Here is a 15,455-nt window from a genome sequence, read left to right on the forward strand (position 1 = left end):
AAACTTGCAGAAAGGGGTGGGTCGTGTCTGGTATGCGTCGGTTTGTCCGCAAGATCGTGATGCCGGTTGCCACCACTGCGACCGTGTTGGCTGCCGGCTTCCTCTCAGTGAGCATCGCGCAGGCGCCGAGCGGCACAACGCAGGCTGCGGGCGTCCAGGTGCAGAACGCACCGCAGGTCACTGCCAGCGATCTCAACTGGGGCTGAGGGGCCGGTCGCGGTCGTTGAGGTGGTTCCCGGGCGTGGGGACTGAGTCTCCAGGTGGGCGGCTGTCCCCCTGCAGATGCCGGGAACACCCCTTCCGTCGGGAGTCGGGAGTCCTCCCAGCGTTCCGCTGCTAGTCGGGCTCCTCGCGGTGCGTGCGTCCGAGCACGTAGCCGAGCTGGAACAGGGAGTCGACGTTGTACTCCTCCCGCATTTCCGCGATATGCCGCGCGAGCGTCCGTTCGCTGATGCCGAGTCTGCGCGCGATGACGCGGTGATTCGTGCCGGACAGCAGCAGCTCGATTATGGTCCGCCGGAGGCGGGACACCACCTGCTGTGGGACGGTGCGATTGCCGTCGAACTCCAGCGCCCGACTCCAGTTGCGCTCGAAAACCTCCTCGGCGAGGAAGTTCACGACCGCCTGGTCGTAGATGAAGGCGGCCAGATCATCGCCGGCCACGGGGATTACGGCGAATCTCCGGTTGACGACTATGAGGCGGGCGTAGGGCTCATCGAGTGTCCTGAACTGCCAGCCCTCCCCGGACAGCTTCGCCACGTAGTCACGGGTCGGCTGATGGTATCGAGTGCTGGCGTTGTAAATCGTTCGCATCGTGGCGCCGTGCTGAACGCTTTCCAGATCCCGCTGGAGGCTTGAGGCCAGGAGTTCGGGAGGTCGCGGTCCGCCGGGCTGCATGGCAAGGCCCTCGGTGATTCCACCCGCCATACCCTGCTGAAGCCGCTGATTGATCAGTGCTTTCCCGCGGACGTATTCGATTGCTCCGCCGGTCTTGTCGGGGGTGTGAAAAGCCTCGGCGAGTTCACTGAGATCGAGTGGCAGGGAGACGGCGCGCGAAAGCAGATCGAGTGCCTGGCGCTGCCATATCGAGCTCAGGCTGGCTGACAGCTGGGCCGGGTCGACAGCCAGTAGCGCATCTGGTTCCTCGCTATCGGGGATAAGGAGCCCGAGTTCCAGCAGCTCGGCGAGAGCGGTGCTCTCGCCGAATTCGCCGTGGCCACTGAGCAGGCGGCCATTCTCGCGGATTGCCTTCAGGTAGAGGGCGCGCGCATCCGTGGACAGGGTCCGTGGTCCCGGGACATGTCCTGGCTGCTCTCGCCCACCCATCTGCGGCTCCCTGTCGTCGGCCGGACAAGCAGTCCGTGTGACTCAAAGTCTGGTGCACCAGGGATCTTAAGCTGTGATCACTGTGTGTCAGCTGGGATTTGATGATGGTCTGAGCAACCAGCCCACCGGTGAGTACTCTCCCATTACAGGCCGGCCGCCGATACCCCCCGATGGGAGGGATGGTCGGCGGTCGGCTGTGACGGTCCGTTACGTTCTACCGCTTCGGCCGCCACACCACCAGAGCGCTCGACTGCTGGACCTGCTGGTACGGAACGAGGTCCCGGCGGTACGAGGCGTGGACGGCGGCCTCGCGCTGCTGGAGGGTGATGGCGGCGTCCTCCAGGGAGCCGACCAACTCGGCGATGCGGGACTGGAGGGCGGTGACCTGGTTCTCCAGCTCGATGATGCGCTTGATGCCGGCCAGGTTGATGCCCTCGTCCTGGGACAGGCGCTGAACGTCGCGCAACTGCTGGATGTCACGGGCGGAGTAGCGCCGGCCGCGGCCCGCCGTCCGGTCGGGGCAGACCAGGCCGAGGCGGTCGTACTGACGCAGGGTCTGCGGGTGCAGGCCGGACAGCTCGGCGGCCACCGAGATGACGTAGACCGGGGTGTCCTCGGTCAGCACGTAGTTGGTCCTACCCGCGGGGTTGGCACGGGACGAGGAGGCCCGGCCCGGGCGGGGACCGCCCGGGAGCCCCTCCCCGAGGCCCGGGCCGATCGGGTTGCCGGAGCCGGTCTGGTCCTGGTTCATCTGCTCACGCTCCCTCCGCCGCCTTGAAGAGGGCGGCACGCGGGTCGTCCGAGGCGGTGGCCTCGCGATAGTGCTCCAGTGCGCTCAGTGCGTCGCCGGTGACGTTCTTGGGGACCACGACCTCCACGGTGACCAGCAGGTCGCCGCGGGTGCCGTCCTTGCGGGTGGCACCCTTGCCACGAGCCCGCATGGTGAGGCCGTTGGCGCTGCCGGGCGGCAGCTTCAGCTTCACGGCGGGGCCGTTCAGCGTCGGCACCTCGATGGTGCCGCCGAGCACGGCCTCGGGGAAGCTGACCGGGACCGTCACGGTGAGGTTGTCGCCCTTGCGGCCGAAGACCGGGTGCGAGTCCACGTGGACCGTGACATAGAGGTCGCCGGGCTGGCCACCGCGCTCGCCCTGGGCACCCTTGCCCTTGAGCCGGATGCGCTGGGCGTCCTGCACTCCGGCGGGGATCCGGACCTGCATGGTGCGGGCGGAGCTGGCGCGGCCGCTGCCGTGGCAGACGGTGCACGGGTCGTCGACCAGCATGCCGCGGCCCTTGCAGTCCCGGCAGGGGTCGGAGAGCGCGAAGGCGCCCTGACCCCGGCTGACGGTGCCCGCGCCTACACAGGTCGGGCAGACCCTGGGCGTGGTGCCGGCCTTGGCGCCGGTGCCGGAACAGCTACGGCACGGGGCCTGACTGGTCATCCGGAGCGGGACGGTGGCACCGTCCACGGCCTCCTCGAAGCTCAGCGTCACCTCGGTCTCGACGTCGGCGCCCCGGCGCGGCTGGGCCTGCCGGCCGCCGCGGCCCCCGAACAGCCCGCCGAAGACGTCGCCGATGCCCCCGCCGCCGCCCTGCGAGCCGCTGAACAGGTCGCCGAAGTCGAAGTTGTAGCTGCCGCCGCCGGCCCCACCGCCGCGGAAGCCGCCAGCGCCGAACAGCGACCTGGCCTCGTCGTACTCCTTGCGGCGCTTCTCGTCCGAGAGGACGTCGTACGCCTCGGAGATGTCCTTGAAACGCTCCTCGGCCTTGGCGTCACCCTTGTTGGCGTCGGGGTGGAACTCCCGGGCCAGCTTGCGGTACGTCTTCTTGATCTCGGCGGCGGTGGCGTCCTTGGGCACACCGAGGACCTTGTAGTAGTCCTTCTCCACGTAGTCCTTGGTGCTCATGGCTGCCGCCACCTCCCAGGCCAGAAAAACCGGTCAATGCTCGCGGATACGGCGCTGCGGAGCCGTCCGTCGCAACGATGGACGACGTACGACTCCGCAGCGCACAGAGTGTCAGCTTTCGGCCGCACCGTCACCCTTGTCGGACTCCGACTTCTCGGAGGCCTCCTGGGCGGACGTGCTCTGGCTCCCCGGCTGGGGCTCGGCCACCGCGACCATCGCCGGGCGGATGATCCGCTCGCCGATGCGGTAGCCGGGCTGGAGGATCTGCACGCAGGTGTCCTCGGTGACGTCCGAGGAGTAGCTGTGCATCAGCGCCTCGTGCATGGTCGGGTCGAAGGGCTCGCCCTCCTTGCCGAACTGCTGCAGGCCCAGCTTGGCGACGACCGTCTCCAGCGAATCGGCGACGGACTTGAAGCCACCCGTCACCTCGCCGTGCTCGCGGGCCCGGCCGATGTCGTCCAGTACCGGGATCAGGGTCTCCAGGATGTTGGAGACCGCGATCTCGCGGACCGTCAGCCGGTCGCGCTCGACCCGCTTGCGGTAGTTCTGGTACTCGGCCTGGAGGCGCTGCAGGTCGGCCGTCCGCTCGGCGGCCTCGCGCTTGGCAGCGGCGACCTCGTCGGCGGAGGCGTCCGCGACGGCCTCCTCGGCGGCCTTGAGAACGGCCTCCTCGGCGGCGGAGTCGTCGCCGGGCTTGCCGCCCTGGCGCTTCTCCGTCATGCCGCACCACCCTTGGGCTTGTCCTCGTCGACGATCTCGGCGTCGACGACGTCGTCGTGGGCGGCACCGGCGGCGGCGTCACCGGCCGGGGCGCCGGCGGCCTCGTTCTGTGCGTAGAGGGCCTGGCCCAGCTTCTGCGCGGTGGTGGAGACCTTCTCGGTGGCCTCGCGGATCGCCGCGATGTCCTCGCCCTTGAGCTTCTCCTTCAGCTCGGCGATCGCGGTCTCGACCTCGGTCTTGACCTCGGCCGGGAGCTTGTCGGCGTTGTCGGCGATGAACTTCTCGGTCGAGTAGACGAGCTGCTCGCCCTGGTTGCGGGTCTCGACGGCCTCGCGGCGCTTGGTGTCCTCCTCCGCGTACTGCTCGGCCTCGCGGCGCATCCGGTCGACCTCGTCCTTCGGCAGCGAGGAGCCGCCGGTGACGGTCATCTTCTGCTCCTTGCCGGTGCCGAGGTCCTTCGCGGCCACGTGCATGATGCCGTTGGCGTCGATGTCGAAGGTGACCTCGATCTGCGGCAGGCCGCGCGGGGCCGGCGGCAGGCCGGTCAGCTCGAACATGCCGAGCTTCTTGTTGTAGGCCGCGATCTCGCGCTCGCCCTGGTAGACCTGGATCTGCACGGACGGCTGGTTGTCCTCGGCCGTGGTGAAGATCTCCGAGCGCTTGGTCGGGATCGTGGTGTTGCGCTCGATCAGCTTGGTCATGATGCCGCCCTTGGTCTCGATGCCGAGGGACAGCGGGGTGACGTCCAGCAGCAGGACGTCCTTGACCTCGCCCTTGAGGACACCGGCCTGCAGCGAGGCGCCGATGGCGACGACCTCGTCCGGGTTGACGCCCTTGTTGGCCTCCTTGCCGCCGGTCAGCTCCTTGACCAGCTCGGAGACGGCGGGCATGCGGGTCGAGCCACCGACCAGGACCACGTGGTCGATCTCGGACAGCTGGATGCCGGCGTCCTTGATGACGTTGTGGAACGGAACCTTGCAGCGCTCCAGCAGGTCCGCGGTCAGCTGCTGGAACTGGGCCCGGGTGAGCTTCTCGTCCAGGTGCAGCGGGCCCTCGGCGGAGGCGGTGATGTAGGGCAGGTTGATCGAGGTCTCGGAGGACGAGGACAGCTCGATCTTGGCCTTCTCGGCGGCCTCGCGCAGACGCTGCAGGGCCATCTTGTCCTTCGACAGGTCGACACCGTGGCCGGCCTGGAAGACCTTCACCAGGTGGTCGACGATCCGCTGGTCCCAGTCGTCACCACCGAGGTGGTTGTCACCGTTGGTGGCCTTCACCTCGACGACGCCGTCGCCGATCTCCAGCAGGGAGACGTCGAAGGTGCCACCACCGAGGTCGAAGACCAGGATCGTCTGGTCGTCCTTGTCCAGGCCGTAGGCCAGGGCGGCGGCGGTCGGCTCGTTGACGATGCGCAGGACGTTCAGACCCGCGATCTCGCCGGCCTCCTTGGTGGCCTGGCGCTCGGAGTCGTTGAAGTAGGCCGGGACGGTGATGACCGCGTCCGCGACGGTCTCGCCCAGGTAGGCCTCGGCGTCGCGCTTCAGCTTCTGCAGGATGAAGGCGGAGATCTGCTGGGGGTTGAAGTCCTTGCCGTCCAGGTTGATCTTCCAGTCGGTGCCCATGTGGCGCTTGACCGACCGGATGGTGCGGTCGACGTTGGTGACCGCCTGACGCTTGGCGACCTCGCCGACCAGGACCTCGCCGTTCTTAGCGAAGGCGACGACGGACGGCGTGGTCCGGGCGCCCTCGGCGTTCGTGATGACGGTGGGCTCGCCGCCCTCCAGAACGCTGACGACCGAGTTAGTCGTACCGAGGTCGATGCCGACCGCACGTGCCATCGTGGATACCTCCGACGAGAAGTTGAGCTTTACGGGCTCAAGCATGCACGAGGGGCACGAACGAGTCAACAGCTATGAGTCGAGTCGACTCAACTTTGCTGCGGGAGCGGTCCGCCCCTTCCGTTTTCGCCTGAATGAGTGAGTATGGCCTTACGTGACTGCCGCCATATCTTGAGCACCTTCTGGATCAGTGCTAATGGACGGTAAGGTCCGGCCGGTGGGTGGTTAAGTTACCCACGAGTACACTTGACCGACCTATACCTTCACCGCCACTGGAGTACGGAGAAGCCGGATGCAGCTAGCAGCGATCCTCATCTCACTGGGCACGACCGTGGTCGGCGTGGCGCTGTTCGCTCGTGCCATCGCGCAGATCTACCGGTTCGTCCGGCTCGGCCAGCCCGTCCCGGCCGGATCGAGGATCAACGACCCGGTGGCCCGCACGGTAACCCTGATCCGGGAGTTCCTCGGGCACAGCCGGATGAACAAGTGGGGCGTCGTCGGTGTCGCCCACTGGTGCGTCGCCGTCGGCTTCTACGCGCTGATCCTCACCCTGGTCGGCGCGTTCGGTCAGCTCTTCGATCCGGACTTCGAGGTCCCGGTCGTCGGTGACTGGACGCCGTACCTGGTGTTCCAGGAGCTGCTCGGCCTGGTGACCTTCCTCGGCATCGCGGTGCTGACCGTGATCCGCCAGCTGAGCCTGCCGAACAAGGCGGGCCGCAAGTCCCGCTTCGCGGGCTCCAACATGGGCTTCGCGTACTTCATCGAAGCGGTCATCCTGATCATCGGTGCGGCGATCCTGACCCTGCGCGGCCTGGAGGGCGCGCAGGCCGGGGTCGACCACTACTCGGCCGCGTACGTGGTCTCGTACCCGCTGGTCAAGGCGTTCTCCGGGCTGAGTGTCGGCACCCTGCACAACCTGCTCTGGCTGACCGCGACGGTCAAGATCTCGGTCTCCTTCATCTGGATGATCACCGTCTCGCTGAACACCGACATGGGTGTCGCCTGGCACCGCTTCCTGGGCTTCCCGAACATCTGGTTCAAGCGGAACGCCGACGGCGCGGTGGCGCTCGGCGCGCTGCAGCCGATGACCAGCGGCGGCCAGCCGATCGACTTCGAGGACCCGGCCGAGGACGCCGTCTTCGGCGTCTCCCAGGTCGAGCACTTCTCGTGGAAGGGCATCCTCGACTTCTCGACCTGCACCGAGTGCGGGCGTTGCCAGTCGCAGTGCCCGGCCTGGAACACGGGCAAGCCGCTCTCGCCCAAGCTCCTGATCATGTCGCTGCGCGACCACGCCTTCGCCAAGGCGCCGTACCTGCTGGCCGGCGGCGGCAAGGACATGGAGGGCGAGGAGAAGGCGACCGCTGAGCAGCTGGCCGATGTGCCGGCCGCCGCGCTGGCCGAGGCCGAGCGCCCGCTGATCGGCACCGCCGAGGAGAACGGCGTCATCGACCCGGACGTGCTGTGGTCCTGCACCACCTGCGGTGCCTGCGTCGAGCAGTGCCCGGTCGACATCGAGCACATCGACCACATCGTCGACATGCGCCGCTACCAGGTGATGATCGAGTCCTCGTTCCCGACCGAGGCCGGGACGATGCTCAAGAACCTGGAGAACAAGGGCAACCCGTGGGGCATGGCCACCAAGGCCCGCCTGGACTGGGTCAAGGAGCTCAAGAAGGAGACCGGCATCGAGGTGCCGATCATCGGCGAGGACATCGAGCCCGCCGAGGTCGAGTACCTGTACTGGGTCGGCTGCGCCGGCGCCCTGGAGGACCGGGCCAAGAGGACCACCAAGGCCTTCGCGGAGTTGCTGCACACCGCGGGCGTCAAGTTCGCGATCCTCGGCAAGGAGGAGTCCTGCACCGGTGACTCCGCCCGCCGCCTGGGCAACGAGTTCCTGTTCCAGATGCTCGGCGCGCAGAACGTCGAGACGCTGAACGCGGCGCTCGAGGACGCCCCGGTCAAGCGGATCGTCGCCACCTGCCCGCACTGCTTCAACACCATCGCCAACGAGTACCCGCAGCTGGGTGGCCACTTCGAGGTCATCCACCACACCCAGCTGCTGCAGCACCTGATCGATGAGGGCAAGCTCATCCCGGTCAACCCGGTCGAGGGCCTGATCACCTACCACGACCCCTGCTACCTGGGCCGCCACAACAAGGTCTACAGCCCGCCGCGCGAGATCATGGACAAGGTCCCGGGTCTGCGCCAGCAGGAGATGCACCGCCACAAGGAGCGCGGTTTCTGCTGCGGCGCCGGTGGTGCCCGGATGTGGATGGAGGAGCGGATCGGCAAGCGCATCAACACCGAGCGCGTGGACGAGGCGTTGTCGCTCAACCCGGACATCGTCTCCACCGCCTGCCCGTTCTGCCTGGTGATGCTCTCCGACTCGGTCAACGGCAAGAAGAACGAGGGTGCCGCAAAGGAACACCTGAAGGTGGTCGATGTGGCCCAGCTGCTGCTCGACTCGGTGAAGGCCCAGCCGGTGCCGGATCCGGCGCCGGTCGAGGTCTGACCTGCGGCGTAGCCGTCGATGTTCGGCCCCTGTCCCCTGCCCGGGGATGGGGGCCGTACTCATTCCAACCGTCTTGATCTTTGTCGACCGTTAATGTTCGTTTAAGCAGCTGGTCGATCGTCCGTGGGGTTCTTCAATGATTCAGTGATAAAGATCAAGCAGCCGTTGGAACGTGCCTGCTTTGGAAGGAAATACAGTAGGCGCCTACGGGCCCGCATCGGGCTTCCGAGCGACGGCACCAGCCAGCAGACCGGCCGGGCCGCCGTGCCGGAACGGCCATCACACCGGAACAAGGGGAGAAGCGCGGACCATGACCGAAGCGATCATGCTGGTCGGTGGAAAGGGCACACGACTGCGCCCGCTGACCACCCACACTCCCAAGCCGATGCTCCCCGTCGCCGGAGTGCCCTTCATCGCGCACCAGCTGGCCCGCGCCGCCGCGGCCGGGGTGACCCGCGTCGTGCTGGCCACCTCGTACCTCGCCGAGGTCTTCGTCGACCACTTCAAGGACGGCAGCCCCTACGGGATCGAGCTGGTCTACCTCACCGAGAAGGAGCCGCTCGGCACCGGCGGTGCGATCCGCAACGCCGCCTCAGGCCTCACCTGCGGCCCCGACGAGCCGGTGCTCGTCTTCAACGGCGACATCCTCTCCGGCGTGGACATCGCCGCGCTGCGCGACGGCCATGTCGCCACCGGCGCCGACGTCACCCTGCACCTCACCCGGGTCGAGGACCCGCGTGCCTTCGGCCTGGTGCCCACCGACGAGAACGGGCGGGTGCTGGAGTTCCTGGAGAAGCCCGAGACCCCCGAGCAGATCGTCACCGACCAGATCAACGCCGGGTGCTACGTCTTCACCCGATCGGTGATCGACCGGATCCCCACCGGCCGCGAGGTCTCCGTCGAGCGTGAGACCTTCCCCGAGCTGCTGAACAGCGGCGCCCTGCTGCGCGGCGTGGTCGACACCTCGTACTGGCTCGACCTGGGCACTCCCGCCGCCTTCGTCCGCGGTTCGGCCGACCTGGTGCTCGGCAAGGTCGACTCCCCGGCGGTGCCGGGACCGACCGGTGAGGCCCTGCTGCTGCCGGACGCCGACGTCCAGCCGGGCGCGGTACTCAGCTGCGGCACGGTGGTCTCCGACGGCGCGGTGGTCGAGCCCGGCGCGATCGTCGAGGGCAGCGTGATCCTGCCCGGCGCGGTGATCAGCGCGGACGCCTTCGTCAAGGACTCCATCGTCGGCGCCTACGCCACGATCGGGGCCCGCACCTCGCTCGACGGGGCCGTGATCGGCGACGGCGCGATCGTCGAGGCCGACAACGAGCTGCCGAACGGTATCCGGATCGCCTGCGGCACCCTGCTGCCGGTGGGCGCGGTCCGTACCACCGCGGGCCCCGGCGGCTGCCCGGCCGGCGAGACCTCGGCGGCCGTGGTGCACGCACCGGCGGTCGGCGCGCAGCGGTAGCGACTCCGGGTGCGCGGGGCGCGTGAGCGTGCGGGCGCGCGGGCGTGCGCAACCGGGTGCGCGGGGCGCGTGAGCGTGTGGGCGCGCGGAAGCGGGTGTGCGGATCCGGATGTGCCGGGCGTGCGGCACCGGGCGTGCGCGGAGCTGGGTGCATCGGGTACGCCAGGCGTACAGAAGCGGACGGATCGGGCGTAAGGATCCGCCGTATGCACCGGCGTGTCACAGCGATGCTGCAATCTCTCCCCGACCTGTTGATCAACGGACACCCGGTCAGCGCCACCGGGTACCGTCGATGCGTGGCTGGCAATGGATACGACAACGGACAGGGCGCCGCAGACCCCCGGCTGGGCTGGCCGGCGGCGCCCGGTGGGCCATCGGGCGCGCCTACGCAGGCCGGGCAGTACGGGCGCGGGCAGCAGGACGAGCCGCCGTACGCGTCCGGTCAGCCCGAGTTCTTCACCGCGCCGCACGAGGCGTATCCGGGCGGCGCGGGGGCACGCGGGGGCGGGCCGGCGGCACAGCCGGTAGGACCATCGGCGGACGAACCCGGTCACACCCGGGCCTTCGCCATCGGCGAGCAGCCTTACCCGTACGGCGAGCCGCCGCACCAGCAGCCGTACGAGCCGTACGGGCAGGGCTACCCGGACCAGGGGCAGTACCAGGGGCAGCCGCAGGGCTACGGCCCGGGTTACGACGAGCCGCAGGGCTACCCCGGGCAGGACAACGTCGCGGTCTACCGGGCCGGCGGCCAGTCCTCGCCGCACGTCGGCGGGCCGCGGCTGCCCTGGAAGCAGCTGTTGGTGGGCATGTACCGGGAGCCGGTCAAGACCTTCGACCGGATGCGGGACCACCAGGTGTGGCTGCCCGCGCTGTCCGTCTCGCTGATCTACGGCGTGCTCGCCGTGCTCGGCATCGGCGCCACCCACAACGACGTGGTCAACTCCACCTTCTCGGTGGCGCTCTGGGCGATCGTCGTGGCGGCGGTCGGCTTCACCCTGGCCGGCGGCATGCTCGGTGCGGTGACGTACGCGTTGGCCAGGCAGCTCGGCGGGGACGGGCCCTGGCAGTCGACGGTCGGCCTGGCCGTACTGATCGGCTGGACCACGGACGCACCGCGGCTGCTGTTCGCCCTCTTCCTGCCCGCGAGCAACGTCGTGGTGCAGGTGCTCGGCTGGGGGACCTGGCTGTTCTGCGCGTTCCTGCTGACCAGCATGGTGCGCCGACTGCACGACCTGCCCTGGGGCAAGGCGGCGGGCGCGGCGGCGCTGCAGCTGGTGGCGCTGCTGGTGCTGATCAAACTGCCGACGCTGGGCTGAGCCGGGAGCGCCGGGACCGGCGGGCGATGGTCGCAGCTCCGAGGCCGGTGTCCTGAGCCGAGCTGAGCCGAGCCGAGCCGAGCCGAGCCGAGCCGAGCTGAGCCGAGCCGAGCCGAGCCGAGCCGAGCCGGGTCGGTGCGGGTACGGGCGGAGCTAGGGTGGGGGCTGCCCCGCTTCCTTCGACGGTGCCTCTCCACCCTCTCTTCCCGTGCACGGAGCCCACGAATGACCCTCCTCCCCACCACCCACGTCAGCTTCCCGGCCGGGGAGGTTAGCGGCGAGTCGACCGTGCTCGCCGTGCACGCGCTGGCCGACGGCCGGTACGCCGTGGTCACCGAGGCGACCCCGTTCCACCCGCTCGACCACACCTGGCCCGACCAGCCCGCCGACCTCGGCGAACTCACCGTCGGCGGCGTCAGCTACCCGGTGGTGGACTGCCTGACCGGCGCCGTCGGCCCCGAGGGCGGCGAGCTGCTGGTGGGCGCCGGGATCCCGGTGCGGCGGGGCGACGAGGAGTGGTCCTGGCTGGTGCTGCACGTGGTCGAGACGGAGCCGGCCGACGCGGTCGGGCAGCTCGCCGAGCTGCGCGTGGACGCGGACCGCCGGGCCCTGCTCTCCGCCGCGCACAGCGGCTGCCACCTGCTCGCCCTGGCCCTGAACGCCGCCCTCGCCCCGCGCTGGCGCAAGGACCCGGGCCGCGCCGACGCCTTCGGCAACCCCGACTTCGACAGCCTCGCCATGGCCTCCTCGGTGATGGACACCGAGGCCAGCACCGACACCTACCGGCTCGGCAAGTCCCTGCGCAAGAAGGGCTTCACCACGGAGGCCACCGAGGAGTACCCCGCGCTGGCGGACGCCCTCCCCGAGCTCACCGAGGCCGTCAACGCCCAGCTCGCCGCCTGGGTCGCGGCCGACGCAGTGGTCCGCATCGAGGTGCCGGGCCCCGAGCTGACCGCCCGCCGCCGCTGGCACTGCGAACTCCCGGCCGGCCCCGCCGAGATCTTCTGCGGCGGCACCCACCTGCACCACCTCGGCGAACTGGCCGAGCTGCGCACCGAACTGCTGCTCTCCGAGGACGGCAGCGAGCTGGTCGCGGTCACCCGCCCGAAGCGGGCCTGAGCATGGCAGAGGGGGCGTACGGATCTGTCCGTACGCCCCCTCTGCCGTCTGACGTCACACCTGGGTGCGGTGGAAGTTCACGTGCGAGCGCGACGGCGTCGGGCCGCGCTGGCCCTGGTAGCGCGAGCCGTACCGCTCGGAGCCGTACGGGTGCTCGGACGGCGAGGACAGCCGGAACAGGCAGAGCTGGCCGATCTTCATGCCCGGGTAGAGCTTGATCGGCAGGGTGGCCACGTTCGACAGCTCCAGGGTGACGTGCCCGCTGAAGCCCGGGTCGATGAAGCCCGCGGTGGAGTGCGTCAGCAGCCCGAGCCGGCCGAGGCTGGACTTGCCCTCCAGCCGGGAGGCCACGTCGTCCGGCAGCGTGATCACTTCGTACGTCGAGGCCAGCACGAACTCGCCCGGGTGCAGGATGAACGCGTCATCACCCTCCGGCTCGACCAGCCGCGTCAGGTCCGGCTGCTCCTCGGAGGGGTCGATGTGCGGGTAGCGGTGGTTCTCGAACACCCGGAAGAAACGGTCCAGCCGGACGTCGATGCTGGAGGGCTGGACCATCGCAGGGTCGAACGGGTCGATCACGACCCGACCCTTGTCGATCTCGGTACGGATGTCCTTGTCAGAGAGCAGCACGCTTCGAGAGTACGTGCACACGTGGGCCCCGGCCGAATCCGGCCGGGGCCCACGTCGTCCGTCCTGCCCTGTGGCAGCCCGGTTCCCCGCCACTCAGGCCAGGAACTGAGCCGCCTCCAGCCGCATCGCACGCGCCAGTTGCGGCGCCGACAGCTCGCTCACATCGGCCGGAACCGAACTGCGCAGCCGTCCGCACCGCGGACAGCGGATCAGTCGGCCGGGACCGAGCCGGCCGGGGCCGAGCTGCTGCATCGGGAACGTGCTGGTGCTGAACAGGTGCCCCTCGGCACAACGAACGACGGTGCGCTGCTCCATCGATCCCCTTCCCATTCTTCCCCGTACTCGCGCCACTGCGGCGGTAGCGCCGCACGGCCGCGACCCCCTGTGGAACCGCGGTCCTGCGAAGCTGCCATCCCCCAGGAGACAGCCGTCCCGGCGGATCGGTCGTCCTCATGGAACGCCCGGTCCTGCGGAACTGCCGTACCCGTGGCCGGTGTCCACACGGGCCCCTCGCCCGGGACAGCGACACATTAGGGGATGTTCCGGACATTCCATGCAGCGGCTCGCCGCCCCGCCCATCCCAGCGGGGCGGCCCACACAGTACGCCTCACCCCACTCGCGCGCATCGACCCGACGCCGCGTTCACGCCAGACCCGAGCGCCCTCTCGGATGGGGTAGAGTGTGAAGCGGTCGAGCAGTCAGTGACGGCTCGTCAGGCGGGCGTAGTTTAATGGTAGAACATGAGCTTCCCAAGCTTAGAGCGCGAGTTCGATTCTCGTCGCCCGCTCCAGCAGTAAAGGCCCAGGTCATACGACCTGGGCCTTTCGCGTTGTCTGGACCGATCCGTCCCCGCCGTGCCAGATCCGTGCCAGAACGCTCCGGAACAACGGCCGCCCTCGGTCGGGGTGTGCTCGGCGGGGGGCACCGAAGGCCGTCGTCAGTCGGCAGTACCGAGGGCTTCGGCGAGACGGGCGTCTTGGTCGGGCGAGAGGCCGAAGCGGATGCTGCGGGGGCTGTAGGAACCGCCGCAGAGCAGCGCGCGGCTGGCGTGGGCGGGGCTGCTGGCGTCGCTGAGAGGAGAGCCGGCTCCTTCGGAGTACCACATCTCGCCGTCCCAGAAGGGGTGGTCGAGCAGGGCCTCGGCGAGGGCGTTTCTGTCCTTGGCTGGAGTGCCGATGACGGCAAGGGTGCCGGCCATGGCCTTGGTGGAGCCGACTGGCAGGTCGACGTCGCCGAGGATCGGCAGGAGGAGGATCAGGCGAGCGTGGGGCTCGATGATCCCTGGTCTATCGCTGGGGTGCCCGGCGATGTGGGCCAGCTTGAGCCAGGCGAGGCTAGGCCGAAGAAGTGGCCCTCGATGCTGGCGAGTGGGGCGATGCGGTCCCAGCCGGTGCGGAAGTAGTAGTCGATCCCCTCGTCCTTCGTGAAGCGACTGTTCTTGAATTAGCTCGGGAGATGGTTGACGAGATCCCGTCTGATCCATGTGATTGGGTGGGATTTCTGCCTTCTGTGAGTCCGTTTGAGGCGGTGTGCGGACTCGGTGGGCCGGCTTGGTCAGCGACCGGACGTCGCTGACCAAGCTGGCCTTCACCTGCTCCGGCCAGCTGTTGGAATGCGCACGCCAGGGCGGCGCACTCCGGCTCGCAAACGCCGTCCGGAGGCGGCAGGGTGTCTGATGATGCCTCAACGGCTTTGGGTAGTCGGTGTGTTCTGCCAGGATGGCTGGGTGCCTGACTATGACCTGACCCGGCTTGGTACTCGTGCGTTCGAGCAGATGGTGGTGGCGCTCGCGAGGGAGGAGATCGGGTCTGGCGTGCAGGTGTTCGGCGATGGTTCGGACGGTGGTCGGGAGGCCACGTTCGAGGGGACGATCACCTGGTCGGCGACCTGTGTGGGGGAGGCTGCGGCGCCGGATGCCTGGTCGGGTTTCACTGTGCTGCAGGCGAAGTTTCAGGTGAAACCGAAGCCGACGCCGCTCGACAATGCGGTGTGGCTGCAGCAGGAGATCCGCAAAGAGATCGGCAACTGGGTCAAGGCCGCGCGGAACGGTACCCGGACCCGCCTTCCGGACTACCTGATCTTCGTCACGAACATCGATCTGTCAGCCGTTGCCAAGTCTGGCGGGATCGACTCGATCAACAGCTTCGTGAATAGCGAGCTGGGCAGCGAGGACGCTGTTCGGGCCCGCCTCGCGGTCAAGGGGTTCGCAATCTGGCATGCGGACCAGCTCAGGTCCATGCTGGACGCCCACCAAGACGTCCGTTGGGCATTTCCTGGACTGCTCACAGCTGGGGACGTGCTGTCGATGCTCAGCAATGAGACGGTGCGTCTGGGATCGCTGGAGGTGCGTGACCCACTGCGAGAGGAGTTGCTGCACTCCCTCAAGGCGGATCGGTGGGTACGGCTGAGCCAGTCCGGCGGTCCCGGGGACGCCAAGCTCTGGCTGGACGACATCGCGATCGACTTGCCCGCCAACATCGAGGATGGCGGTGGGCACGTCCAGGCGGTGCGCCACGTGCTGGAGATCGGCGACACGGTCCCCCTCTCTGTCAGCCTTGGGTGAGACGTCCCGCTTTGTCGGGTTAGCCTGAGAGGGCCCGAGTAGGAGTTCCATCCCTGATGACCAGCAGCAAT

13 protein-coding genes, 1 tRNA gene and 1 pseudogene are annotated in these 15,455 nt (G+C 68.7%); 7 read left to right on the forward strand and 8 right to left on the reverse strand.

The genetic code is table 11. From position 1 onward, the window contains the following. Positions 1-23: 23 nt before the first annotated feature. The gene (locus ACWDAK_RS34430; protein ID WP_344639207.1) at positions 24-206 is read left to right on the forward strand and encodes a hypothetical protein; all 183 of its coding nucleotides are present in this window, start codon (positions 24-26) and stop codon (positions 204-206) included. Between the two features lie 130 nt (positions 207-336). Here the strand turns inward: ACWDAK_RS34430 and ACWDAK_RS34435 are convergent, their stop codons facing one another. The 5 genes from ACWDAK_RS34435 to dnaK form a co-directional block, all read right to left on the reverse strand. After that, entirely contained in the window at positions 337-1,326 is a 990-nt protein-coding gene (locus ACWDAK_RS34435) for a LuxR C-terminal-related transcriptional regulator (RefSeq protein ID WP_344639208.1), read from the reverse strand. A gap of 214 nt (positions 1,327-1,540) precedes the next feature. Continuing rightward, a complete protein-coding gene (locus ACWDAK_RS34440) occupies positions 1,541-2,077 on the reverse strand; it encodes a heat shock protein transcriptional repressor HspR (protein WP_427395731.1) in 537 nt (178 codons plus the stop codon). 4 nt (positions 2,078-2,081) lie between these two features. Then, a complete protein-coding gene (gene dnaJ, locus ACWDAK_RS34445) occupies positions 2,082-3,230 on the reverse strand; it encodes a molecular chaperone DnaJ (RefSeq protein WP_344639210.1) in 1,149 nt (382 codons plus the stop codon). A gap of 111 nt (positions 3,231-3,341) precedes the next feature. After that, positions 3,342-3,950 (reverse strand): nucleotide exchange factor GrpE, encoded by a 609-nt coding sequence (grpE, locus tag ACWDAK_RS34450; RefSeq protein WP_344639211.1) that lies wholly within the window; start codon positions 3,948-3,950, stop codon positions 3,342-3,344. Next, positions 3,947-5,785 carry a molecular chaperone DnaK gene (gene dnaK / locus ACWDAK_RS34455; protein ID WP_344639212.1) on the reverse strand — a complete coding sequence of 613 codons (1,839 nt, stop codon included), beginning with the start codon at positions 5,783-5,785 and terminating at the stop codon, positions 3,947-3,949. The genes grpE and dnaK overlap by 4 nt, the downstream gene beginning before the upstream one ends. 292 nt (positions 5,786-6,077) lie before the next feature. Here dnaK and ACWDAK_RS34460 point away from each other — a divergent pair, with 292 nt between their 5' ends. The 4 genes and pseudogenes from ACWDAK_RS34460 (at position 6,078) to ACWDAK_RS34475 (ending at position 12,191) form a co-directional block, all read left to right on the forward strand. Beyond that, complete coding sequence (locus tag ACWDAK_RS34460) at positions 6,078-8,297, forward strand: (Fe-S)-binding protein (RefSeq protein ID WP_427395732.1); 2,220 nt, start codon at positions 6,078-6,080, stop codon at positions 8,295-8,297. A gap of 310 nt (positions 8,298-8,607) precedes the next feature. Continuing rightward, a pseudogene (locus ACWDAK_RS34465) lies at positions 8,608-9,672 on the forward strand (sugar phosphate nucleotidyltransferase); the annotation flags it as partial. Between the two features lie 380 nt (positions 9,673-10,052). Further along, positions 10,053-11,072 carry a Yip1 family protein gene (locus ACWDAK_RS34470; protein WP_344639214.1) on the forward strand — a complete coding sequence of 340 codons (1,020 nt, stop codon included), beginning with the start codon at positions 10,053-10,055 and terminating at the stop codon, positions 11,070-11,072. A 225-nt stretch (positions 11,073-11,297) separates the two neighbouring features. After that, positions 11,298-12,191: an alanyl-tRNA editing protein gene (locus ACWDAK_RS34475; RefSeq protein ID WP_344639215.1), complete on the forward strand. Its 894-nt coding sequence runs from the start codon at positions 11,298-11,300 to the stop codon at positions 12,189-12,191. Between the two features lie 54 nt (positions 12,192-12,245). Here ACWDAK_RS34475 and dcd read toward each other — a convergent pair whose 3' ends face one another. Together dcd and ACWDAK_RS34485 are read right to left on the reverse strand one after the other, a co-directional pair. Next, a complete protein-coding gene (gene dcd, locus ACWDAK_RS34480) occupies positions 12,246-12,821 on the reverse strand; it encodes a dCTP deaminase (protein ID WP_344639216.1) in 576 nt (191 codons plus the stop codon). Positions 12,822-12,914: 93 nt separating this feature from the next. Continuing rightward, entirely contained in the window at positions 12,915-13,151 is a 237-nt protein-coding gene (locus tag ACWDAK_RS34485; protein WP_344639217.1) for a hypothetical protein, read from the reverse strand. Positions 13,152-13,537: 386 nt separating this feature from the next. Between ACWDAK_RS34485 and ACWDAK_RS34490 the strand changes: the two genes are divergently transcribed. Next, a tRNA-Gly gene (locus ACWDAK_RS34490) sits at positions 13,538-13,611 on the forward strand. Positions 13,612-13,758: 147 nt separating this feature from the next. Here the strand turns inward: ACWDAK_RS34490 and ACWDAK_RS34495 are convergent. After that, positions 13,759-14,019 (reverse strand): hypothetical protein, encoded by a 261-nt coding sequence (locus ACWDAK_RS34495; RefSeq protein WP_427395733.1) that lies wholly within the window; start codon positions 14,017-14,019, stop codon positions 13,759-13,761. A 528-nt stretch (positions 14,020-14,547) separates the two neighbouring features. Between ACWDAK_RS34495 and ACWDAK_RS34500 the strand changes: the two genes are divergently transcribed. Then, positions 14,548-15,384 carry a hypothetical protein gene (locus ACWDAK_RS34500; RefSeq protein WP_427395734.1) on the forward strand — a complete coding sequence of 279 codons (837 nt, stop codon included), beginning with the start codon at positions 14,548-14,550 and terminating at the stop codon, positions 15,382-15,384. Positions 15,385-15,455: the final 71 nt, after the last annotated feature.

This window comes from Kitasatospora sp. NPDC001175, assembly GCF_053598215.1.